Source organism: Halomonas sp. NYA30, from assembly GCF_976980765.1.
Window position 1 is genome coordinate 2,092,420 of the sequence record NZ_OZ334477.1, and the last position, 20,937, is coordinate 2,113,356.

The following is a 20,937-nucleotide window of genomic DNA, read 5'->3' on the forward strand; positions in this document are numbered from 1 at the left end:
TATCAGTAATGCGAAAGGGATGAATAATGAATAAGCGCAATCTTTGTATAGCTTTGAGCCTGCCGCTGTGGTTAAACGCAGCAATGGTGAATGCTCAGGGTGAGGATGTTGCGCCATCGCCTTTGAATGTTGCCGTAACGTTTTCCGTGCTTGGCGATATTGTTACCCGCGTGGCGGGGGAGAATGCCAACGTATCAGTATTAACCCCAGTTGGTGCGGAAGTGCATGAGTGGGAACTGACCCCAAGTAATTTTGCGGCGCTAGAAACAGCAAACATCGTTTTCTATAACGGTTACCAGTTGGAGCAGTGGATGCCCCAGGTGGAAGCAACCCTTGTAGATGGCACGCCGCTAGTGGCGGTAGCTGAAGCTTCTGAGTACCCCACTCAAACCATTATTACCGGCGATATGGAAGGCGATGTCGATCCCCATCTCTGGATGGATCCGCGGGCTGTGGCTACCTACGTTCAGGTAATTGCTAACGAGCTAGAGCATGTACTTCCTCAGCGGGCTGAAGAGTTTCAGCAGCGTGCTGAGGCGTTGAAAGAAGAGCTATATACGCTGCACGTTGAACTTCAAGAGCGCTTAGAAGCGATACCTGACGAACGGCGGGTATTGTTAAGTAGCGAAGCTGCCTTTTTATATTTCTCAGATGCCTACCATTTTGAACATGACGGCATCTGGGGCACCAACGCTGAGACCGAGGGCTCGCCCCGTCAGCTTATGCGAGTGGTGGATATGATCAATGAGCGCCAACCCGCCGCGCTGTTTTGGGAAAGCACTATTTCTGACCGCCATGTGACCAGTTTGGCACGGGATACGGGCGTTAAAGTGGCTGGGCCTTTATATGTGGACTCATTGAGTGAGCCAAGTGGTGAAGCTGGCGACTATTTTACCATGATGCGTCACAACGTTGAGTTGTTGCGTCAGACCTTGGCAACCGAGTAAATAGCGATGGCAACTACCCTGGGTGATGCCCCTGTGGCGATTGAGATCAAAGGCCTCTACGCGGCCTACCAGCGTCAGCCGGTGCTTGAAAACATTAACCTGCGTTTTCCGGCAGGCCAATGGACCGCTATTGTAGGCCCGAACGGGGCAGGGAAATCGACACTTTTTCATGTGCTTACCGGTAGCATGAAGGCACTGCGTGGCAGTGTTCAGGCGTTTGGTGAGCCGATTTCGACGCACCGTAAAGCGGGACATATTGCTTATATGGCTCAGCGTGAAGCGATTGAATGGGATTTTCCTGTCTCGGTTTGGGAAACCGTTATGGGTGGCCGCTATGGGCATATGCGTCATGACCCCTTGTGGCGGCGCCTGCTGCCTTCACGTTGGTATGATTCCCGTCATGGCGAGGCGGTAAAGAGAGCGCTAGAAGCGGTGGATATGCTGGCGTTGGCGAAACGCCCGATTGGCGCGCTATCCGGTGGGCAGAAAAAGCGTGTACTACTTGCCCGTACGCTTGCTCAGCAGGCCAACATTTTACTGCTTGATGAGCCACTGGCGGGTGTAGACCCACCTAGTGAGCGGTTGATTTTAGACGTGCTGGCCGGTGAGCGAAAGGCCGGACGTACGGTAATCATGGTCACTCACGATATGCCGGGGGCACGGCGCCACGTCGACCATGTGGTGTTGATCAATCGTTTTATTCGTGGGGTAGGCTCGCCTGATAAGATGCTCAGCGATGCCAAGTTAGCTGAGCTTGCGGTGAGTTCTACCGAGCAGACGGCGAATAATGTGCAGGTCGATAAAGCATCTTCCTTTACGGCAGCGCAGGGGTAACTAACGTGGCAGAACTAATGACAACACTTGGCCTGTTTGGCGATGCGTTGGTGAGCTGGCTCATTGCCGCCATCATGCTTATTGTCAATTTATTTCCCGGTAGCATTTCAGATGCTTTCCAGTACGCCTTCATGCAGCGCGCCTTATTAACCTCGGTGTTGGTGGGTGCTATCTGCGGTATTTTATCCTGCTACGTGGTGCTTAAGCGCTGGTCGCTTCTAGGCGATGCGATCTCTCATGCGGTGCTGCCAGGGGTGGCCATTGCCTATCTGTTAGGCTGGCCCTTCTTTATTGGCGCGTTTATTACTGGCGCGCTGACCTCAGTGGGCATTGGTGCGATCGAGCGCCACACGCGAATCAAATCCGATGCGGCCATGGGATTAATGTTTACCGGTGCTTTTGCACTGGGCATTGTGATTATCAGCAAAATCGCCTCCAGCACCCACCTGATGCATATCCTGTTTGGCAATGTGCTGGGTGTTCAGCAATCGGCACTATTGCTGACCTTAGTGGCCAGCGTGATTGCCTTGCTGGTGGTGTGGCTCGCTTATCGGCCGTTGCTGCTCTACGCGTTTGACCCCCAGCAGGCTCAGGCGCTGGGTTTCAATACCAGCGTGATTCACTACGGTTTGATCTTGCTGCTGACGCTTACCATCGTGGCGAGTTTAGAAACGGTGGGCATTATTTTAGTGGTCGCGATGCTTATTACTCCAGGCGCCACGGCGCACTTACTCACGGACCGCTTTAAAACCATGATGCTGATTTCAGTGGGCGTGGGCGTTAGCTCAGCGGTCATTGGGCTGTGGCTTTCTGTGGTGTTGGACGTTGCTTCTGGCGGCACCATTGTATTGGTCGCTACCAGTTGGTTTTTTATGGCGCTGCTTTTTTCGCCCAAGCAGGGTGTATTAATGCGTTTTTGGCGCCACCGTCAAATCGGCTAGCGCCGGATATTCACAACAGAGGTGTTTGTAGGCTTTCCCAGGTTTTTTCGGCGATCCCGATGCCAGCGCCCGTCATTAATAGGTACGTTTGATCGACGCCGGCAGCACGCAGAGGCGCGGCTTCATCTTGAAAGTGAATGCCCGCAATTATGTGGCCGGTAAATCCCGCTTTGCGCAGTTCGCGAGTAGCAATCAATTTGCTTTCAAGTTCCGGGGTAGCCAACGTGGCTGCCGCTAGATGGTTGATATTGAGATGATGCCAGAACCCCACGTCCTCAATATCGCCATAAAATACTCGTCGTTGGGTGTTTATTTTATTGGGATCTGAATCAATACCCACAGCAGACAACCCTTTCTCAGCAAAAAAATCGTAGGCGGCGTTACCGGTTCGGCCCATACCCAGCACTAGAATGGTGGCACTACCTAAATCCACTGGTTGTTCATCGGGATGGCGAGCGTGTCGTTCAAAACGCAGCAAGCTTTTTTCCCAACGATCAAAAAGCTGGTGGGCAATGCGGTTTAGCGGTGCTGCGATGACAAACGACAGGGCAACGGTAATCGCTAGCGGAACAAGCCACTCTTGTAAAATGCTGGCGGCAACAATTAAGCCGAACTCACTGTAAGCCGTTAGGCTCAAGCCTCCCAGGAAGGCATTACGCGCTCTGATGCGAAAAGCAATGAGAAGGGCAAAAAACAGAACCCCTTTTAATGGAAGTAGAATAGCCAGTACCACTGCAAATAACAGTGCTTCTTTATCGGGCAAACCTGCCATGCCAATCTGCAGAAAGAAGCTGATTAACAGTACTTCTTTAAGCCCCCATAGCGCCTTGGATAATTCTTGCGCGCGAGGGTGCTTTGCAAGTAGCAGGCCCATTACCAGGGCGCCTACCTCGGCGCTTAACCCCACGGCCTCAAAGCCCATACCACCAACCGCAATGGCTAACACAGCACCTAATAGCACCAGAAGCTCATCGTGCTGAGCCATGTTCATTAGCCAATAAAGCACTGGTCGTAATAGCGGCAGTAAGAAAACTAGCAATGCCCAGGGGCTAGGGGAGTCACCGCTGTAAATACTGAGAACCGCTAAGGCAACCAAGTCTTGAATGATGAGAATGCCAATCGCAATACGGCCGTGTAGGGCACGTAGTTCGCGTTTGCTTTCGAGCACTTTAGCGGCCAAAACCGTACTTGAGAAAGAGAGCGCAATCGCCAAAAGTATTGCTTTATCGAGGGGAAGCGAAAGAAAAATAACAAACCCTGCGGTAAACAACAGGCAGGTAATCATTAGGTGTATAAAAGCGCTACCCAGCACTACGGGTTCTGCCAAACTGCGTATATTGAGTTTAAGGCCAATGGTAAACAGCAGTAGTAGCACCCCTAAATGAGCAAGATGCTCAAGCAGTGGGCCCGCATCGCTGGGTAGGCCAATACTGGGGCCAAAGGCATTAAGAGCAAACCCTGCTACCAAGAACCCCACGAGTGGCGGCAAACTTAGCTGGCGTGCCGCGATGCCAAAGATTAACGCTACCGATAAAATAACTACTTCAAACATGCCGCATCCCTTGAGCGTGTAACAGCGCTGACTATCTTCCAACCCGCCAGTGCTTTTGCATTTCTATAAAGGTGAAAGATGCTGACCAAGTGATCAGCACAAAACCGGTTAATGCCAACGTGCCATATAAAAAGCGCACCGGCCCAGTAGCATAAATATCGCCATAGCCCACAGTGGTATAGGTCACTGCAGAGAAAAAGATATAATCCAATACATTAAAGCTGTCGTAACCTTGTAAAGCACCAATGCTCAGCTGGTCGGTTAGCCACCAACCAGTGATCCCAAACAGCCAAATTTCGACTATGTGAGTCATCAATACGCCAAACGCCATTCCGAGAATGCGTTGCCGATGCGGTCTTCGCGATGTTTCAATTTGGCGTGAGATAAGCCACAGGGCTTCGTAATGGAGCAGTACCGCAATAACGACGACCACAAAGGTCGTTACCACAACGGCGATATGCTCAGGGTAGGGAATAGTCATCTACGCAATTATCAACTGGATTCACCGTTGCCACTTAGCATAAACGAGTGCCCATCAGCAGCAAGTTAGCATCCGCCTGCTGCCAGCCCCACCATGCGAGCATCAAACAAGTCAGCAGCAGAAGTGCTGCGATGGCCTTAAGTAAAAAATGGATTGTCATGTGGATACCGTTGTGGGCTGTGAGCGTTCTAGCGGCTTTTCGCTAATAAACCAATGCAGTGCAGCTGCGATGACCGAGAGCACAATAGCAAGTTGCCATACTGTATTGTAGTGCCCGGTAAGGTCATAAAAATAGCCGCCCAGCCAAACGCCCATAAAAGAACCTAGCTGGTGAAATAGAAATACGATGCCGCCCAGCATGGATAGGTGGCGTACACCAAACACTGAAGCCACGATGCCATTGGTTAACGGAACGGTGGAGAGCCATAGTAACCCCATGGCGATACCAAATACGTACGCACTCACAGGGCTTAGCGGCAAATATACGAACGCCGTAATCACCACGCCGCGAATCAAATAGAGCCAGGTTAGCAGCTTGGGTTTTGACCAAATGCCACCCATCCAGCCAGCGGTATAGGTGCCGACAATATTAAATAAACCCACTAACGCCAGCACCGTTGTTCCTACCTGAACGGCAAGACCGTTATCAAATAAGTAGCCGGGCAGGTGGACGGCAATAAACACCACCTGAAAACCACACACAAAAAAACCTAGGCAGAGTAGCCAAAAGCCTTTTTGGCTTGCTGCTTCGTTGAGCGCATCTTTAAGGCTTAGATCGGCGGCTGTTTTGGCCGAGGGCTTGTCACGTAACATCGCTCCCAATGGAATGATGATGGTGGCAATGGCAGCCATGGCCATCAACGCAGCGGCCCAACCTAGCCACTCAAGAAGCCCCAGCGTACCGGGCAGCATTGCGAATTGCCCAAACGAGCCCGCGGCGCTCACAATCCCCATGGCCATGCTGCGCTTTTCAGGCGCCACCGCGCGGCCAACAGCGCCCAAAATGACGGAGAACGTAGTGCCTGATAAGCCTAGGCCTATCAGAAGACCTGCGCTGACCGTCATGCCTAGCACTGAAGTGGAAAGGCTCATAAACAGCAGCCCCAAGGCATATAATAAGCCACCCACAACGATAATCTTAGCCGCGCCGAAACGGTCAGCCAGCGCGCCGGTAAAGGGTTGTGATAAACCCCAAACCAGGTTTTGTAACGCGAGGGCGAAAGCAAACACACCGCGCCCCCAGCCTAGCTCGCTGCTGAGTGGCTCCATAAAGAGCCCAAAACCATGACGTAACCCCATGGCAGTGGAGATAACCAAACTTCCCAGGATAATCAATAGCAGTGAGTGGCGATGAATGAGAGCCATGATGTTCTCTTTATTTGCAGGCTTAGCGTTTGTTCACTATCGCATGAGTCGTGGGGGTTTAAAAGCTAGGAATAGGCTGAGACGCAATGTTAGTTTTACCCATTTAATCTGCTAAAATCCGCCCCCTTCGCCGTTAGTGACCTCTCAATAACTCTAGGGATCTTCATGAATGCAGTAATTCTTGCGGTGCTGGTGATGGTGGCACTGTCACTCGCCCGTGTCTCGGTGGTATTCGCACTGGTGGTGGGCGCGTTAGTGGGTGGCTTGGTGGGCGGTTTATCGCTTGAGCAAACGCTTGGTGCTTTTAATGAAGGCGTCGGTGGCGGGGCTCAAGTGGCACTGGCTTATGCCACCTTGGGTGCCTTCGCGGTGGCTATTTCCCGCTCGGGGCTGCCGGACATGCTGGCAAATCGATTGATTACGCTGCTGGGCAAAGAAGAGGCTACGATTGCGCATCAGGCGCGAGTCAAAATGTTGCTGCTGACGGCAGTACTGTTAGTCGCCATCTCTTCGCAAAACGCTATCCCGGTGCATATCGCCTTTATACCGGTGCTGATTCCGCCGCTATTAACGGTGATGAACCGCTTAAAGCTGGATCGTCGTGCGGTGGCATGTGCGCTCACCTTTGGTTTGACGGCACCTTATATGTTGCTGCCGGTAGGCTTTGGGGCGATTTTTCTTAATGACATTTTGCTGGCCAATTTGAATAGCGCCGGTGAGCCGTTAGGGTTAGAAATTACCCGTGGCATGGTGCCGATGGCCATGGCAATACCGGTCGGTGGTATGGCGTTGGGATTAATCGTTGCGCTGTTTTGGAGCTATCGCCGTCCTCGTGACTATCAGGCGCAAGATATTGCCGCGAATGTGTCTGAAGCTCATGCACCTGCTAAACCGCACATGCTGGGCCTGGTGATGTCGGGGGTAGCGATCGTCGCAGCACTCGGCCTGCAGCTGTATAGCGGCTCAATGATACTGGGTGGTTTGGTGGGTATTGGGCTGCTTTCAATGGGCGGTATTTTTAAGTGGCGTGAAGCAGACGATCTATTTACCAGCGGTATGCGCATGATGGCGCTGATCGGCTTTATCATGATTTCAGCGGCGGGTTTTGCGGAAGTTATGAAAACCACCGGAGAGATAGACGCACTGGTATCGGGAGCCTTCGCGATCTTTGGCGATAACCGTGGCTTGGCGGCGTTGGTGATGCTGCTGGTCGGGCTGTTTATTACCCTGGGCATCGGCTCGTCGTTCTCAACGATACCGATTATTGCTGCGATTTTTGTGCCCTTAGCGGTGCAGTTTGGCTTCTCGCCCATGGCGACGGTCGTGCTGGTGGGTACGGCGGCGGCGCTGGGTGATGCGGGTTCACCCGCGTCTGATTCAACCTTGGGGCCAACTTCTGGGCTGAACGTTGATCGCCAGCACGATCATATGTGGGACAGCGTGGTGCCGACATTTCTGCACTACAACATCCCGTTAGTGGGCTTTGGCTGGTTAGCGGCGATGATGCTTTAAAGGCATTGTTGTAAAAACGTACTGTTTTAAAGCACTATTTTAAAACATGGAAGGGACAACGCGGGTTGTCCCTTTTTCACGTTTTAATGATCGTTATTTAGGCAGATGGCTTTCAAACGCGCTTAGCAGGCCGCGAAGTAAAGACAACTCTTTGCGGCTGGGCTGGGCGCGGGCGAAGAGGGCTTGAAGCTGCTCTTCGGTGCGGGCGTGGGGCTGGGTTAAAAAACCACTCTCCTGCATTAAGTGGCTCAGATGCGCCTGAAAGTGTAAGAACTGTTCGCGGCTTGGCGGCGTTGCCTCCAACGGGCGCTGGTAACTAAAGCCGCTATCTTCACCTTTACGCCAAGCGCGATGTACTTCATAGGCCAGAATCTGCACCGCCTGGGATAAATTCAGAATGCCGTAGTCAGGGTTGGCGGGAATACTGACTTGATGAGTGCAGCAGCGGATCTCATCGTTTGTCAGCCCCGAGCGTTCGCGGCCAAACACCAGTGCCACCGGTGCCGTTTGTGCGTTTTGAATCACATCCGCCGCCATCTCATCGGGTTCGTCAAAGTGGGGCAAGGGCAGGCTGCGTAACCGTGCGCTAGCGCCGACGATTTGAACGCAGTCAGTGACGGCCTCTTCCAGCGATGTAACCACGCGTGCGTTTTCAAGCACGTCAGTGGCGCCTGCCGCTAGCCGTGTTGCCTCTTCATCGGGAAACTTGCGTGGGTTAACCAGTACGAGTTCGGTTAGGCCCATGGTTTTCATTGCCCGCGCGGCCGCCCCAATATTGCCTGGATGAAAGGTCTGTACGAGTACGATACGGATATGCTGCAACATGCGCTAAGAAGCCCGGTAGCTGTTAAAAATCGCGGCGATGATACCATGCTCGCCTAGCGGTTTGGTGTTCAAAGCGCGTTAACCCGTCGCCTAAAACGCAACAACCCCGCACGAGGCGGGGTTGTTGGTGGCTGCCTTAAAAGCTGGCAGCCTAGAGCAATAGGGCTCAGGGGTGCACTACATCATGCCGCCCATACCACCCATTCCGCCCATGCCACCCATATCAGGGGCTGAGTCTTTCTCTTCCGGGTCTTCAGCGATCATGCACTCGGTGGTGATCATCAGACCGGCAACAGAACCAGCGGACTGCAGCGCAGTACGGGTAACTTTAGCCGGATCCAGAACGCCCATTTCGAACAGGTCGCCAAATTCACCCGTTTGTGCATTGTAACCGAAGTTGCCGGTTTCATCTTTCACACGGTTGATGACAACGGCGGGCTCTTCACCAGCGTTAGCAACGATTTGACGCAGCGGTGACTGCATAGCGCGTAGCGCCATGTTGATACCGTGGTTCTGGTCTTCGTTGTCGCCAGTCAGGCCTTGTACTTTGGCCATCACGCGAACCAGTGCGGTACCGCCACCAGGTACGACGCCTTCTTCAACGGCTGCACGAGTAGAGTGCAGAGCGTCTTCAACGCGGGCTTTCTTCTCTTTCATTTCCACTTCGGTGGCAGCACCGACACGGATAACGGCAACACCGCCTGCCAGTTTGGCAACGCGCTCTTGCAGCTTCTCTTTGTCGTAGTCAGAAGAGGTGTCTTCGATTTGCGCGCGGATCTGGTTAACGCGTGCTTCGATATCGCCTTCTGCACCAGCGCCATCAATGATGGTGGTGTTCTCTTTAGACATGGTCATGCGCTTAGCGGTACCCAGGTGATCCAGGTTCGCTTGCTCAAGCGTCAGGCCTACTTCTTCAGAGATAACCGTGCCGTTAGTCAGGATAGCGATATCCTGCAGCATGGACTTACGACGGTCACCGAAACCAGGTGCTTTGGCAGCGGCTACTTTAACGATACCGCGCATGTTGTTAACAACCAGCGTTGCCAGTGCTTCGCCTTCGATATCTTCAGCGATGATGGCTAGCGGCTTGCCTTGTTTAGCAACAGCTTCGAGAACCGGCAGCAGCTCACGGATGTTGGAGATCTTTTTATCCACTAACAGGATGTAAGGATCTTCAAGTTCAACCGTCATGGTGTCCTGGTTGGTAACGAAGTAAGGAGACAGGTAGCCGCGATCAAACTGCATACCTTCCACGACTTCCAGCTCGTCTTCAAAGCCACGGCCTTCATCAACGGTGATGACGCCTTCTTTGCCGACTTTTTCCATCGCTTCGGCGATAATTTCACCGATGCGCTTGTCACCGTTAGCAGAGATGGTGCCAACCTGTGCAATCGACTTGGTGTCGGTGCAAGGGACAGACATCGCCTTGATTTCTTTAACGGCAGCATTAACGGCTTGGTCGATGCCGCGCTTAAGATCCATCGGGTTCATGCCGGCAGTAACGCCTTTCAAACCCTCAGCGATAATGGCCTGGGCCAGAACGGTAGCGGTGGTAGTACCGTCACCAGCGGCGTCAGAAGTCTGTGAAGCGACTTCTTTAACCATCTGCGCGCCCATGTTTTCGAACTTGTCTTTCAGTTCGATCTCTTTGGCGACAGAAACACCGTCTTTAGTAACAGTCGGGGAACCGAAAGATTTTTCCAGTACCACGTTACGGCCTTTAGGGCCGAGGGTTACTTTTACCGCGTTGGCCAGAACGTCGACACCGCGGGCCATGCGCTTACGAGCATCATCTGAAAACTTAACTTGTTTAGCTGACATATCTGCTACTTCCTAAATTGAATGCAAAAACGTGAAAGTAAATAATCGAGGCGCTCATCAATCAAATGTGAGCCGCAACGACTGTTAGCCTTCAACAACCGCAAGAATATCGGCTTCGCTCATGATCAAGACTTCTTCGCCGTCGACTTTTTGTTTCTCAACGCCGTAGCCATCTTTAAAGATCACGTTATCGCCAACTTTAACGTCGAGAGGACGGACATCGCCATTTTCGAGAATGCGGCCATTACCGACAGCAAGAATTTCGCCACGCGTCGGCTTTTCTGCTGCATTGCCCGGAAGCACGATGCCGCCAGCGGTTTTCTGCTCTTCTTCAACGCGACGGACGATGACACGATCGTGCAAAGGACGGATATTCATTCACGTTCTCCTGAGTAGGGTTGAAGCCCTGATGAGGGCGGTTAGTCTAAAAGTGTTCTCGAGGGAGTAACCCGCGAGAAGTGAAGACCTGACGGTCTTCCTTGTTAATGGCAGCTACCGTCTAGATCGCTGCCGAATTTGTGTGCTGGGTGAAAAATGGGGGCTGCGGTTGGCCTTTCAAGGGGGCGAGTAAGAAAAAATTGATTTTTTAGCGATTTTCTTCCAATCCGCGCCTTAGTCGCGGCGTGGAGGCTCATCTCGGCTAATAAAATCACCTTCAATCGGGCCTTCGTGTTGGGAGGTGTTTGGGTTGCGGTAGCCATTTGGCCGAGCCGAGGAAGCGTTGGGGTCTTGCTGCTGGCTGGCGATCTTTTTCAGCCCTAGCCAAGTAAGTGCTTTAAACATCAATTGGCGTGCGCTAGGTATCAGGCACGCAAGGCCCAGTGCATCAGATAAAAAGCCTGGCGCCATTAATAAGGCACCACCAAAAATAAGCGCGGCGCCGGTCAATAGCTCACTAGAAGGGATTTCACCGACCTGCATACGCTGACGTGCGCGAGCAAAGGTTGATACGCCTTCTTTACGAATAAGATGTAACCCGGCAAAGCCTGTGCCAAGCACTAGGAGTAGGGTAGTGAGTAACCCTATTTGGCTACCAATCGAAAAAAGCACCACAAAATCAAGTAGGGTGAACAGTGATATAAAAATAAGAATGGGCATGACTAACTCCAGAAAACGCTATAAATAGCGACTCGATAACCGTCGTAATTGCGTAATATGGTGACATAAATATAAATAGCAAGCAGCTAACATTGCGCCTTCCAGCGGCGATGTAGCTCGATTAATGCTCATAATTCCTCTATGCTGCAATGCACAATGAAGCTGGTTGTATTTCTCGTAAGGAGTCAATAATGGTACTTGCCGATAAAGTAATCGCCGTCACCGGTGGGGCGCGTGGGTTGGGTTATGCCATGGCGCTGCGCCTGGGTAAGCAGGGTGCACGCATGGCGCTGTTGGATATGAGCGCTGAAGCCCTTGATCAAGCGGTATCAGCACTTTCTTCAGAAGGTGTCGATGCGCAAGCCTTTGTAGTGAATGTGGCAGAAGAGGCTTCTGTGACTCAAGCGTTTGCCGATATTGCTCAGCGTATGGGGCCGATCAGCGGTTGCGTTAATAACGCGGGGATTACTCAGGATGCACTACTGGTAAAGGCCAAAGAGGGGCAAGTGGAAAAACGCATGTCGTTGGAGGCATGGCAAAATGTCATTAACGTCAATTTAACCGGCGTTTTTCTGTGTGGTCGCGAGGCTGCCACGCAGATGATTGAAGCAGGGTATGAGGGTGTGATTGTTAATATCTCCAGCATTTCCCGAGCAGGAAATATGGGCCAAAGCAACTATGCCGCTGCCAAAGCAGGCGTGCATGCGCTGACGGTTACCTGGAGCAAAGAGTTAGCGCGCTATGGTATTCGCACCGGCACCGTGGCCCCAGGGTTTGTGGCTACCGAAATGACCGCCTCGATGCGTCCCGATATGCTGGAACGTATCTCATCAAGCGTGCCGCTAAAACGCCTGGGTGAGCCGGATAACATTGCTCAAAGTGTTGCGTTTATCCTTGAAAACGACTACTTCACCGGGCGTATGATTGAGTGCGATGGTGGGTTGCGGCTGTAGCATTTACTTGCTGTAACCAGAATGGGCGGCCAAGCATGGCCGCCCATTAGTCGCTCTTAAAAGATCGTGATTAAAAGGTCGTACCTAAAAATAATCGCGACTAATCTCTCGCTGAAAATACATCTCCAAGCGCAGTGTCATGGCCCAGCGTGGGTCATAGCTAACATCGCGTTGAAAATGCAGTTCCGGAATCACATCGGCAAATAAAATCCCTTTATGGATGTCCCGGCGATAGCGTGTTTGCAGGTAGTAGTTAGTCATGCGAGGATTTGAAGCGCTTTCGCCGATGGCAATCGCCGAGTAGCGCAGTGCGCTGCGGCGGTTAATGCGGTGATTGATTTCGGCAATTTCACTGTATTCCAGCTTATCTTCCTCTTCACGCCACTGAACCGTAGAAATAAACCGCAAATGGCGGCGTTCGCTCAATTGGCGGCCGATATCCCAGCGCGTTCGTGCCGAATAGCCTTCATTGTTAAACCAGGAAACACGGTTGTTCGACTCAAGCTGCCAAGGCCCTTCACCAAGCTGCCATAGCCGTTCGCTGGTAAAGCGAACATAAGGATCCAGAGGGAGACGCAGACGAATACCAGCGCCAACGCGGTTGCTCCAATTTTCGCGCTTGTCACGACTTTCTAGCCAATCCAGGCCTAACGTAGAGCTACGACGGTCGCGCTGGTCATTGGCAAGACGCCCTGATCCTTGCTCTTCAAGAGTACCTTGCGACTCTTCAGGATCGCTTTCGATAACCAGGCGTAAGCGTTCTTCAGAGGTAGGTAGATCGATACGGTAACGAAGTGAGGTATCGCCACGTGTACCATCACCTTCCATCCAATCGATTTCTTGACCAAAACGAAGATAAGACTCGTTTTTAGTCTGCATATGGTCGTCGGTGCCAAAGAAACCATCAATCCGGCGTGACGTGTTATCTACCCAATTGCCGACACTTTCGCGAAACGGTTCAACGCGTTCTTCTGCCCAGGCAGGCAGATCACTGTCATCCTCTTCGGCATAAGCGCTAGCCGCTACCGTGATCATTATGCCGAGCCAGCAGAAGGTTAGAATTTTATGCATCGAATGGTCTCAATTAAAAGTGCTCGCTGTTCAATGTCAGCTTTGCAAAGGTAATGGTTTAACGTGCTTTATGAGTCTCGATCTCTTTTGCCCATTCAAGTACACGCTTACGTTGGCCACGGCTATTGAGTCGGTCTGTATCAACGCTAGCCGGAATAAGCTGACGATTGGGCGATGCATCTAGGTCAAGATTAAAAGAACGCGAGGCGCCGGTAGGCATATCTTCAGAGCCGTAAATGGCAATGACACGAATTTCGAGCTGTATATTCTGCTCATGGAGCAGGCTGTCATCAATTTCCCAATATTGCTTAACCTGATTGACAATGTCGCCAAACGACTGAATATTAAGATAATCCCCCGACGCTAACGGGCCCTGGTGGGTGCGATAGCTGGCTTCCTGTTTTTCGCTGCCGTGTTGCTGGTACTCCACCACATCCAGAGAGTAACTCTTTTTTTGAGTATGCAGCACCGCCACAAGGTGTTGAACATAGATTGCTTCGCTGCTCATATTGCTGATTAAGCAAATAGCATCCACACCAATCCCTTTACCACGGTTAATGATCACACGAGGGCGACGTTGGCGGACATAGCCGTTATAAAGCAATTGGGCATAGAAAACCCAGACGAAGAGGGTGCAAATACTTGCTATTGCCGAGATGGCTTGGGCATTATCGTTGAGCCATTCCATTGTTAGAGATCCTTCTCATAGTTATTGGAGGTAATCATTGGCGATAGTATTGGCGTCAATTACTTGCAGTAAGCCATTTCACATTGAGGCATTGACGAGTATCCAATTAGTCGTTTTAACAGAGCCTAGCGGAAAAGTGGTGCTAAGTCAGCCTGTTAAAAGTATGTCATTCGGCAAATGCCAAGCACGAAAAAAATGGCATTGAGCCATTAATGATTTAAAGCCAGGAGTAAAAACGCAAAAAAAAAGCCTTAATATTACCTAAGCTAGGCAGGTATTAAGACATTTTGAAAGGGGGAAATAACGTTAACTGCTTCAAAACTAACAAGTAATTGGTGCGGATGGGGAGACTCGAACATTCTCTGAACCGCACCAAATCAATAGCTTATACCTAAATCCTGACTCAAAGTTGACCATCAGCAAACATTTCTACCGCTCGCAAACCTAGTTCAGGTGACGTATTAGGTATCCACTGCGCATAGGTTCTAGCGGTGAATACTACATCACGATGGCCCATTTGTTTACTAACCCATGCTAAGGGTTCCCCCGCCGATAGCATCATTGAACCGAAAGTGTGCCGCGTTTGATAGAGCGTGCGGTAACGAACGCCTGAACGGATCACAGCCGGGCGCCATAGCTTTTCCCTTATATCGTTGTCGCCGCTAAGAGGCTTCTGGCTGCGTGGCCACAGGAATATTTTGCCGCTGGGGTGAAACCTGGTGTATTGCATTTGTGCTTTGAGCGCTTGGGCAGCTGGGGGTAGTAGTGCGACCGTGCGCCTGCCTGCAGTCGTTTTTGTGTCTTCCGCTTCGCCCTTGGCTGCTGCCGTGATTGATTTGTTGACGGTGATCTCCATTCGGTGCCAGTCAATATCACCCCATTCAAGGGCGATATATTCGCTTGGACGTAGGCCGGTCCAGAATGCGAATTGAAATAGTGGGCGTACATTGTCCCGTGCGGCCGCTAGGATCGCGGCCTGTTCTTCTCGGGTGAATGGATCCGGGCCTTTCCGTGGGCCTGGTGTTTCCTTCAAGCGGTAGTGCCAGCCCTGCAATGGGTTGGTATCAAGCAGCTCATCATGCATAGCGTCGCTGAGGGCAGAACGTAGAACCATCAGTATGTTGGAGAGCCGTTTATTTCCGCAGGTAAGCGATGCCAGCCAGTTACGTACTAGCGGCCGCGTGATTTCACCCAGTAATAAATGACCCATTTCTGGAATCAATAGGCGTTCGATGATGGTTTCGTACGTCTTAATCGTAGACGCCTTTAGGCTAGGCCTCTTTGAATTGAGCCATTGGCGAAGGTAGTTATCTAGCCGATCTTGGCGCATGAACTTACGGGCGTTCTTACTGCGAGGGAAAGTCACTTGATAATCAAACGTGCCAGCGTCGATCGATGAGATGACCGCGGCCCGATGACGGGCCGCTTTCTTCAGGTTAGCGGGGGTGGGCTCGAGCTTGAGTCGTTCGCGGCAGCGCGTGCCTTGGTAGTAGAAGTCGATTTCGATACTGCTGTTCGAAGCGATCCGGACCCCTTCGTCGTTGCTCCCTTTGTTACCCATCTTGCATACCCTTCTAATGACATTAATATCCGACCATCCGGCGCTTTGAAAAACTGCTCACCTTGCCGCCAGTCACCCCGCTTGATCTTTGATCGGATCGCAAACTCGCTGTAGCCGGTCAGCTCGCTGAAGCGCTCGATGGTGACGTGATCAATCGCTAGCATGGTCGCCTCCTGGAAGTGTGCAGGTTGTGGGCGCTCCTTGGCTTGGCATCGTTGCGGGCTTAATGCCAACGGGCTGTAGGTCGTAGATCCATACCGGTGGGTTGGCGTCCCAACTGCCTTTGCCATTTACGGAGTCCCATAGGTTCCAGAAATGCAGGAAGGCATCACCGTTTTCATCGCCTTCAAACCCCTCTGCCAGCACATCTTCAGCGCTCATATCTTTCAGTCGCTCAAGGCGAACGCTAACAACATCAAACACCAGGCGTGCTGCCCATCGTGGCATGAACATTGAAGGCATCCAGTGAATACCCTTGCCGTTGGCCCGCGTGTAGTTGCTCATTACCGTGGGGAATTCTGCATCATGGCTGTTCGCTGGCCCTTTCGTTGTGTAGTAAGGGTGGCCCGTTTGGCACCTCCATATTTGGCGAGGCTCCCCATCTGCTCTATATATCGTCTGGTATTTGACAGGTGGCGGCCCTGGTATTCCAGCGCAGCCAGGCTGCGAGTACCGGCCTTCCTGTATCGCTAGCGGATGTTGGTCAGCGCATCCTTCCTTAACGTATATCCGATCACCTGGCTGAACCCGTGAGTAAATCCGGTGGGTCGTGCCTTCCGCGCAGGTGGCTTTTAGGTAAGGGCCTGGGTTGCCTGCAGGTGATGGGCCGTTGTCGATCGTCGCGTTGGCGAGGTCGAAGCCTGCTTCATTCCAGCGCTTTTTGCTGATGCCGCTGCCGTCGACCAGGGAGTTGTGAGCATCAATCACGCGGCGGGTTTGGTTTTTACGTGCCTCGAGGAACGCCTGCACCATGGCCGTGTTGAATAGTTTGCCGTGTTCTTTCATGCCACGCCCTCCATGTGATTAAGCGCTACTACTTGGTGATCGTTAGCGGCGGCGAGTGCTGCCATGGGTAGCGGGCTGACGCTGTTGCCGCACATGCGGGTTTGCGCGGTGATCGTGAACGGTTTGCCATCGTGGCCGCGATCGATGATGTAGGTATCTGGAAAGCCTTGAGCGCGGTAGAGCTCGCGGGGTTTGAGCATGCGCAGGCAGATATCGACGATGATGTAGGGCGTGCCTTTGATGTAGACGGTCACCAGGGCTAGGCGGTCTTTCGTCGTCACCGTAGTCATCGGGTCGTGCAGGTCCGCCCACTGGCCACCGGTGCTGTGGTAGCGCATCAGGAACGCGGCCACCTGCAGGGCGCTTTCTTCTACTTGTGGCGAAAGTGTGCAGTTCACTAGGCCGTGGTGAAGGCCGCCTGCAGTTATTGTGTGGAGCGGATGCGTCACATCGACGCCATGCTGGTTTTGCCTCTGAACCATCAAGTGGGCGGTGACGATCTGCTGCTGGGTACCGCGGCCGGTGATGGTGCTTAGCGGGTCATCGGCGGCGCGGCCAGCGCCTTCGTAGAAGCCGCCGTTCATTTGGGCCATGAACGCGGTGGCCACGGCCATTCCACTGCTGGCCGTGATGGTGTTCATCGGTTCTTCAATGTCGCGGCTGCCGATTCCCCAGCGCTGGACGCCACCTGGTTTACCCTGACCGTGAGCTAGCTGAACCAAGCAGGGTGAAGCTACGGCAAAACTGCCACCTTTGGGCCATGCGGTAATGGTGCGCAGTGGCTCGCTAATGGGTTGAACGACTTCACCGGTACCGTAATTGGCGATAGGCACAATGAAGGGCTGCGCTGCATTGATGACGAACTTATCAATGCCCTTGGCGATGCGCTTCAGGGTGTTCTCTGCGAGTGGGCGGGGGCGGTTGAAGATGCTTTTGCCTAGATTCGTCCAGTCAATGCATGATGCCGCCGATGAAAAGCGCTTTTGGCCCTTAGTGGGTTTGCGGGCGTGGGTAGGTGCAGGCCATACGATGGGCTGACCATCGCGGCGGGCGATTAGATATAAGCGTTTGCGGGTGGTGGGTGCGCCAAAATCGCAGGCGGCGATAGTGCGACACTCGACTTCATAGCCCAGTGCCCGCAAGCCACCGATAAAATGCCGCCAGTTCTGGCTGCGTCGCTTCTTATCCGGTACCAGGAACTGTTCATTGATCGGCGTTCGTTCACCTGGAGCGGCTACGCTGCCGTCGATTTTCATAACACGGCCCGTTTCTTTGCAGCGCTTTGCGATGAGTGGGCCCCACTGCAGGATTTGCTCGACGTTTTCCAGTGAGATGACACGGGGGCGTCCTAACCCTGCCCATTTGAGACCGACCCAGCTAAGCGAGCGAATGGCGCGCTTGCGTGGCTGCCCGCCACGGGCCTGGCTGTGATGGGTGCAATCAGGGCTCATATGCAGATGGCCAATGGGCCTTCCCCGCGATGCTGCGATAGGGTCAACTTCGTATATGTCGCACTGGTAATGTTCGGCGCCGGGGTGGTTGGCGGTGTGCATGCTGATGGCGTCGGGATCGTGGTTGATGGCGACGTGCACGGGGCGCTTCAGGCCCATCTCTAAACCGGTGCTGGCACCGCCGCCGCCGGCGAAGAGATCGACGTTGATTTCACCTTCGTAGTCGAGGGCGTATTGGGTGCGCCAGTGGGGAGGCTGTCGTTTCATTGGGCAGCTCCTCTGGTAGTACCATTTAGCACAAGGTGCAGGTCGCGCCCCAGCTTCGACTTCCAGCCTGGTTTTCCCTCTGGATATGGGTGCATCCCCGGAGAGCAGATACTGTCTTCATCTGCCAGTTGCTGAGCCAACTTAAGTTTCGCGGCCAGAGCATCACGTTCTTCTTCAGCGGCAGCGGCTTTCCTGCCTAGTTCGCGGTAGCCTTCAAGGTTGTTATTGGCAGCTTTGGCGATCATTTCACGGATGCCTTGCTCAGCTTTAAGCGCGCGTGACTTCCACTTTTCCCGGCGCGCTTTAAGCTTTTCAATAGCATTCAAGGTTTGGGTGGTGCCGCCCATCAACTGGTCTTCTTTGCGAACACCGGCGGCTTCAGCCACTTCGACTAGGCTGCCGATCACCATTGCAAAGAGCCGTTCATAGTTCGGTGCAAAGGTGGCGGTTGGTTCGGGTAAGTCGGCTAGGGCTTCGCGCCTGATTTGGTTGCCCACCAGAATAGCGACGTTGGCGGCTTGCTCTCTGGGATCGTCGCCGAACTTGTTCCAATCAATGGGGCCGTTGCGCAGTTCTTCAGATACCCTTAGGCAGCCTTGCTGTTGTTGATCAACGCAGAGCTTCTTAAGGCTTACCGCTGGCATTTCATCAATCGCTGACTGTGTGTGCGGCCCTGGGCCCTCAGCGATGGCGGCTTCGATGATGCGCTGCAGGTTGGCGTCTAGTTCGTTGCAGCGAGTGAGGGTGTTAAGCAGCATTTGATGATGCTTGCGGGCATCTTTAAAGGCCGCTTGCGCGGCCTGTTCACTGCTCTGGAAGGTGGCACGCCAGGCTTCGTAGTTCATCGCGTTAGCTCCTGGAGGCGTGGCTTCATGAACACCAGCCAGTGGGTGCCAGCCTTGCGGCCGCTGGTGTTACCGAATAGCGGTTGGTGTGGGGTCAGGGCTAATACTTCACTTAGCTTTACCTGTGTTTCATTCCACTTAAACACCAGCACACCATCGGGGTGCAGCACGCGGAAGCATTCAGCAAAGCCTTGGCGGAGATCGTCGCGCCAATCCTTGCTGAGCTTTCCGTACTTGGCAGCCAGCCATGAGCGCGGGCCAGCGCGCACCAGGTGAGGCGGATCAAATGCGACCAGGCGGAAGGTGGCATCACTGAACGGCAGGGCGCGAAAATCCATCTGCATATCTGGGCAAACCGTTAGCGTTCTTGTTCCGTCGATCCGGCCGTGGCTGCGGTCAGTAATGGATAGTGTTTCGCTGCGCACATCACCAAACACTGCATCAGGGTGGCCACGGTCAAACCACATCATGCGGCTACCGCAAGCGGGGTCGAGTACCCGGGCTGTAGGGATTTCAACGTTGGCATGCGTGTTCATAGCAGCCGCTCCTTGGGTGGGTTGTCGCCAAGGGCTTCCAGCTTATCGACCGTGGCGTTGAACGCTTTGGCCAACCGTTTGCGGCGTCCGCCGGTGATGTGATCGGCTAGGTGGTTGCCGCAGTTGAAATTATCATGGGCATGGGCATATGACAGGTAGAGGCGCCGCGCTCTGGAACGGAGCTGCCTGATTCGAATGGCGTTTAGCATCTTCATCCCCGGCCCCCTTTGCCATAGGCCTTTAGTGCTTCACTTAGCGCTTCGTGTGGGCCCCACTGGCGAAGGTTAGCGTGTAGGTCGCCGGCGGTCATCCAGAGCTGGTCGTGGTCGCCTTCGCCGTAGGTGATCTCTATAAGGGCCGCATCAGCGCCGCGCATCTGGCGCGACTTGCTGAACTCAACGAAGCGAAACTGTGGGTATTGCGGCGCTGCCTCGGGATGTTGTTGTGGGGTGCTCATGCGGCGTCCTCCTCGGCTTTAGCCCTGGCGGCGGCGCGGTCTAGGCGTTCGATTTCGGCGAGGATCAGGGCGCCTGCTTTTACCAGGTCGCGGCGTGGGTCGAGGCTGGGTTTCCACCATTGGCTATCCATGTTGCCGGGCAGCCAGACAGGCTCGCTTGCTTCGTAGCCAAAGTGGGCTTGTGCGATAAATGCCGCGTGGTCTGCATAGCAGCAAGCCAGGGAGGCCAGCTCGCCTTTTGACCATTGATCATCTTGCTCACGGCTAAAGCCTTCGGCATTGACCTGGCGGCTGCGCTCTTCATTAAGCTCGAATAAAGCCACAATAGGATTGGGCACTGGAGCTTCATCGGCTTCATCAAAACGAGGGTCAGACCAAAGCAGCGAACATGCAAAATCTGACTTGGCACGAACTGAAACTATGGTGATATCGCTATCTTCATTAACGAAGCGGCCAATTTCGGTGAAGCCTGTGGGCGGGGCGTAGTTAATGGCATCGACATAGGCGTTGGTTTGCTTCTCAAAAAGTGCCCAAGCCTCTGGCTCTTCTTCCGCACAGGGAGCGTCGTCAAAGTGTAAGTTCACTTCAAAGCCGAACGGCTCAAGTACCTCTTTGACGTCATGCTCTTCAAATAACGGGTGTGCGAGTAGCTTATGCATTTGCATTGGTTTGCTCCTGGTGGTGGAACCCCGCCGCAAGTGGTGGGCAGCGGCGGGGTGGTCGTGCG

22 protein-coding genes and 1 pseudogene are annotated in these 20,937 nt (G+C 53.2%); 5 read left to right on the top strand and 18 right to left on the bottom strand.

What is annotated here, in order from left to right; genetic code table 11:
• Positions 1-26 precede the first annotated feature (26 nt).
• From ACWI0H_RS09545 to ACWI0H_RS09555, 3 genes are read left to right on the top strand one after another with little or no spacing between them, the layout of a single operon-like run.
• Positions 27-947, top strand: coding sequence for a metal ABC transporter substrate-binding protein (locus ACWI0H_RS09545; RefSeq protein WP_336274602.1), 921 nt, complete (start codon positions 27-29; stop codon positions 945-947).
• A 6-nt stretch (positions 948-953) separates the two neighbouring features.
• Positions 954-1,781, top strand: coding sequence for a metal ABC transporter ATP-binding protein (locus ACWI0H_RS09550; RefSeq protein ID WP_336274601.1), 828 nt, complete (start codon positions 954-956; stop codon positions 1,779-1,781).
• A 17-nt stretch (positions 1,782-1,798) separates the two neighbouring features.
• Positions 1,799-2,722 (top strand): metal ABC transporter permease, encoded by a 924-nt coding sequence (locus ACWI0H_RS09555; protein ID WP_336274612.1) that lies wholly within the window; start codon positions 1,799-1,801, stop codon positions 2,720-2,722.
• 10 nt (positions 2,723-2,732) lie between these two features.
• Here ACWI0H_RS09555 and ACWI0H_RS09560 read toward each other — a convergent pair whose 3' ends face one another.
• The 4 genes and pseudogenes from ACWI0H_RS09560 to ACWI0H_RS09575 form a co-directional block, all read right to left on the bottom strand.
• Positions 2,733-3,155, bottom strand: a complete 423-nt coding sequence (locus ACWI0H_RS09560; protein WP_485876196.1) for an NAD-binding protein — start codon at positions 3,153-3,155, stop codon at positions 2,733-2,735.
• A gap of 111 nt (positions 3,156-3,266) precedes the next feature.
• Positions 3,267-4,274, bottom strand: a pseudogene (locus ACWI0H_RS09565) (cation:proton antiporter domain-containing protein); the annotation flags it as partial.
• A gap of 31 nt (positions 4,275-4,305) precedes the next feature.
• The gene (locus ACWI0H_RS09570; RefSeq protein WP_176303531.1) at positions 4,306-4,755 is read right to left on the bottom strand and encodes a potassium channel family protein; all 450 of its coding nucleotides are present in this window, start codon (positions 4,753-4,755) and stop codon (positions 4,306-4,308) included.
• A 156-nt stretch (positions 4,756-4,911) separates the two neighbouring features.
• Entirely contained in the window at positions 4,912-6,120 is a 1,209-nt protein-coding gene (locus ACWI0H_RS09575; RefSeq protein ID WP_336274599.1) for an MFS transporter, read from the bottom strand.
• 165 nt (positions 6,121-6,285) lie between these two features.
• Here ACWI0H_RS09575 and ACWI0H_RS09580 point away from each other — a divergent pair, with 165 nt between their 5' ends.
• The gene (locus ACWI0H_RS09580) at positions 6,286-7,632 is read left to right on the top strand and encodes a Na+/H+ antiporter family protein (protein ID WP_336274598.1); all 1,347 of its coding nucleotides are present in this window, start codon (positions 6,286-6,288) and stop codon (positions 7,630-7,632) included.
• A gap of 93 nt (positions 7,633-7,725) precedes the next feature.
• On the opposite strand, the gene ACWI0H_RS09585 is transcribed toward ACWI0H_RS09580, so the two are convergent.
• The 4 genes from ACWI0H_RS09585 to ACWI0H_RS09600 form a co-directional block, all read right to left on the bottom strand.
• Complete coding sequence (locus tag ACWI0H_RS09585) at positions 7,726-8,457, bottom strand: RNA methyltransferase (RefSeq protein WP_336274597.1); 732 nt, start codon at positions 8,455-8,457, stop codon at positions 7,726-7,728.
• Positions 8,458-8,634: 177 nt separating this feature from the next.
• Positions 8,635-10,278 (bottom strand): chaperonin GroEL, encoded by a 1,644-nt coding sequence (gene groL, locus ACWI0H_RS09590; RefSeq protein WP_176303535.1) that lies wholly within the window; start codon positions 10,276-10,278, stop codon positions 8,635-8,637.
• Positions 10,279-10,362: 84 nt separating this feature from the next.
• Entirely contained in the window at positions 10,363-10,656 is a 294-nt protein-coding gene (locus ACWI0H_RS09595; RefSeq protein ID WP_008956441.1) for a co-chaperone GroES, read from the bottom strand.
• A 234-nt stretch (positions 10,657-10,890) separates the two neighbouring features.
• On the bottom strand, positions 10,891-11,376 hold the full coding sequence (locus ACWI0H_RS09600; RefSeq protein ID WP_176303536.1) for an FxsA family protein: 486 nt from the start codon (positions 11,374-11,376) through the stop codon (positions 10,891-10,893).
• Between the two features lie 191 nt (positions 11,377-11,567).
• Between ACWI0H_RS09600 and ACWI0H_RS09605 the strand changes: the two genes are divergently transcribed.
• The gene (locus ACWI0H_RS09605) at positions 11,568-12,329 is read left to right on the top strand and encodes an SDR family oxidoreductase (protein WP_336274596.1); all 762 of its coding nucleotides are present in this window, start codon (positions 11,568-11,570) and stop codon (positions 12,327-12,329) included.
• An 84-nt stretch (positions 12,330-12,413) separates the two neighbouring features.
• On the opposite strand, the gene ACWI0H_RS09610 is transcribed toward ACWI0H_RS09605, so the two are convergent.
• The 10 genes from ACWI0H_RS09610 to ACWI0H_RS09655 all read right to left on the bottom strand — a co-directional run bounded on the left by ACWI0H_RS09610 (position 12,414) and on the right by ACWI0H_RS09655 (position 20,875).
• Positions 12,414-13,400 carry a hypothetical protein gene (locus ACWI0H_RS09610; protein WP_336274595.1) on the bottom strand — a complete coding sequence of 329 codons (987 nt, stop codon included), beginning with the start codon at positions 13,398-13,400 and terminating at the stop codon, positions 12,414-12,416.
• A 58-nt stretch (positions 13,401-13,458) separates the two neighbouring features.
• Positions 13,459-14,088 carry a hypothetical protein gene (locus tag ACWI0H_RS09615; protein ID WP_008956437.1) on the bottom strand — a complete coding sequence of 210 codons (630 nt, stop codon included), beginning with the start codon at positions 14,086-14,088 and terminating at the stop codon, positions 13,459-13,461.
• Between the two features lie 403 nt (positions 14,089-14,491).
• Positions 14,492-15,649, bottom strand: a complete 1,158-nt coding sequence (locus tag ACWI0H_RS09620; RefSeq protein WP_485875991.1) for an Arm DNA-binding domain-containing protein — start codon at positions 15,647-15,649, stop codon at positions 14,492-14,494.
• A gap of 150 nt (positions 15,650-15,799) precedes the next feature.
• Positions 15,800-16,654 (bottom strand): hypothetical protein, encoded by an 855-nt coding sequence (locus ACWI0H_RS09625; protein ID WP_485875992.1) that lies wholly within the window; start codon positions 16,652-16,654, stop codon positions 15,800-15,802.
• The gene (locus ACWI0H_RS09630; RefSeq protein ID WP_485875993.1) at positions 16,651-18,372 is read right to left on the bottom strand and encodes a DNA cytosine methyltransferase; all 1,722 of its coding nucleotides are present in this window, start codon (positions 18,370-18,372) and stop codon (positions 16,651-16,653) included. Before ACWI0H_RS09630 ends, ACWI0H_RS09625 begins: the two co-directional genes overlap by 4 nt.
• Positions 18,369-19,217 (bottom strand): hypothetical protein, encoded by an 849-nt coding sequence (locus ACWI0H_RS09635; RefSeq protein WP_485875994.1) that lies wholly within the window; start codon positions 19,215-19,217, stop codon positions 18,369-18,371. The genes ACWI0H_RS09630 and ACWI0H_RS09635 overlap by 4 nt, the downstream gene beginning before the upstream one ends.
• The gene (locus tag ACWI0H_RS09640; protein ID WP_485875995.1) at positions 19,214-19,753 is read right to left on the bottom strand and encodes a class I SAM-dependent methyltransferase; all 540 of its coding nucleotides are present in this window, start codon (positions 19,751-19,753) and stop codon (positions 19,214-19,216) included. Before ACWI0H_RS09640 ends, ACWI0H_RS09635 begins: the two co-directional genes overlap by 4 nt.
• Positions 19,750-19,968 (bottom strand): hypothetical protein, encoded by a 219-nt coding sequence (locus tag ACWI0H_RS09645; protein ID WP_485875996.1) that lies wholly within the window; start codon positions 19,966-19,968, stop codon positions 19,750-19,752. The genes ACWI0H_RS09640 and ACWI0H_RS09645 overlap by 4 nt, the downstream gene beginning before the upstream one ends.
• Positions 19,965-20,210, bottom strand: a complete 246-nt coding sequence (locus tag ACWI0H_RS09650) for a hypothetical protein (protein WP_485875997.1) — start codon at positions 20,208-20,210, stop codon at positions 19,965-19,967. The genes ACWI0H_RS09645 and ACWI0H_RS09650 overlap by 4 nt, the downstream gene beginning before the upstream one ends.
• Positions 20,207-20,875: a hypothetical protein gene (locus tag ACWI0H_RS09655; RefSeq protein WP_485875998.1), complete on the bottom strand. Its 669-nt coding sequence runs from the start codon at positions 20,873-20,875 to the stop codon at positions 20,207-20,209. Before ACWI0H_RS09655 ends, ACWI0H_RS09650 begins: the two co-directional genes overlap by 4 nt.
• Positions 20,876-20,937 lie beyond the last annotated feature (62 nt).

Bases quoted from the DNA above. Each gene is read 5' to 3' on its own strand.
- ACWI0H_RS09640 (WP_485875995.1), bottom strand. From the start codon at position 19,753: ATGAACACGCATGCCAACGTTGAAATCCCTACAGCCCGGGTACTCGAC.
- ACWI0H_RS09605 (WP_336274596.1), top strand. From the start codon at position 11,568: ATGGTACTTGCCGATAAAGTAATCGCCGTCACCGGTGGGGCGCGTGGG.
- ACWI0H_RS09600 (WP_176303536.1), bottom strand. From the start codon at position 11,376: ATGCCCATTCTTATTTTTATATCACTGTTCACCCTACTTGATTTTGTG.
- ACWI0H_RS09610 (WP_336274595.1), bottom strand. From the start codon at position 13,400: ATGCATAAAATTCTAACCTTCTGCTGGCTCGGCATAATGATCACGGTA.
- ACWI0H_RS09545 (WP_336274602.1), top strand. From the start codon at position 27: ATGAATAAGCGCAATCTTTGTATAGCTTTGAGCCTGCCGCTGTGGTTA.
- ACWI0H_RS09585 (WP_336274597.1), bottom strand. From the start codon at position 8,457: ATGTTGCAGCATATCCGTATCGTACTCGTACAGACCTTTCATCCAGGC.
- ACWI0H_RS09550 (WP_336274601.1), top strand. From the start codon at position 954: ATGGCAACTACCCTGGGTGATGCCCCTGTGGCGATTGAGATCAAAGGC.
- ACWI0H_RS09620 (WP_485875991.1), bottom strand. From the start codon at position 15,649: ATGGGTAACAAAGGGAGCAACGACGAAGGGGTCCGGATCGCTTCGAAC.
- groL (WP_176303535.1), bottom strand. From the start codon at position 10,278: ATGTCAGCTAAACAAGTTAAGTTTTCAGATGATGCTCGTAAGCGCATG.
- ACWI0H_RS09555 (WP_336274612.1), top strand. From the start codon at position 1,799: ATGACAACACTTGGCCTGTTTGGCGATGCGTTGGTGAGCTGGCTCATT.
- ACWI0H_RS09630 (WP_485875993.1), bottom strand. From the start codon at position 18,372: ATGAAACGACAGCCTCCCCACTGGCGCACCCAATACGCCCTCGACTAC.
- ACWI0H_RS09575 (WP_336274599.1), bottom strand. From the start codon at position 6,120: ATGGCTCTCATTCATCGCCACTCACTGCTATTGATTATCCTGGGAAGT.
- ACWI0H_RS09635 (WP_485875994.1), bottom strand. From the start codon at position 19,217: ATGAACTACGAAGCCTGGCGTGCCACCTTCCAGAGCAGTGAACAGGCC.
- ACWI0H_RS09625 (WP_485875992.1), bottom strand. From the start codon at position 16,654: ATGAAAGAACACGGCAAACTATTCAACACGGCCATGGTGCAGGCGTTC.
- ACWI0H_RS09645 (WP_485875996.1), bottom strand. From the start codon at position 19,968: ATGAAGATGCTAAACGCCATTCGAATCAGGCAGCTCCGTTCCAGAGCG.
- ACWI0H_RS09615 (WP_008956437.1), bottom strand. From the start codon at position 14,088: ATGGAATGGCTCAACGATAATGCCCAAGCCATCTCGGCAATAGCAAGT.
- ACWI0H_RS09595 (WP_008956441.1), bottom strand. From the start codon at position 10,656: ATGAATATCCGTCCTTTGCACGATCGTGTCATCGTCCGTCGCGTTGAA.
- ACWI0H_RS09650 (WP_485875997.1), bottom strand. From the start codon at position 20,210: ATGAGCACCCCACAACAACATCCCGAGGCAGCGCCGCAATACCCACAG.
- ACWI0H_RS09580 (WP_336274598.1), top strand. From the start codon at position 6,286: ATGAATGCAGTAATTCTTGCGGTGCTGGTGATGGTGGCACTGTCACTC.
- ACWI0H_RS09655 (WP_485875998.1), bottom strand. From the start codon at position 20,875: ATGCAAATGCATAAGCTACTCGCACACCCGTTATTTGAAGAGCATGAC.
- ACWI0H_RS09570 (WP_176303531.1), bottom strand. From the start codon at position 4,755: ATGACTATTCCCTACCCTGAGCATATCGCCGTTGTGGTAACGACCTTT.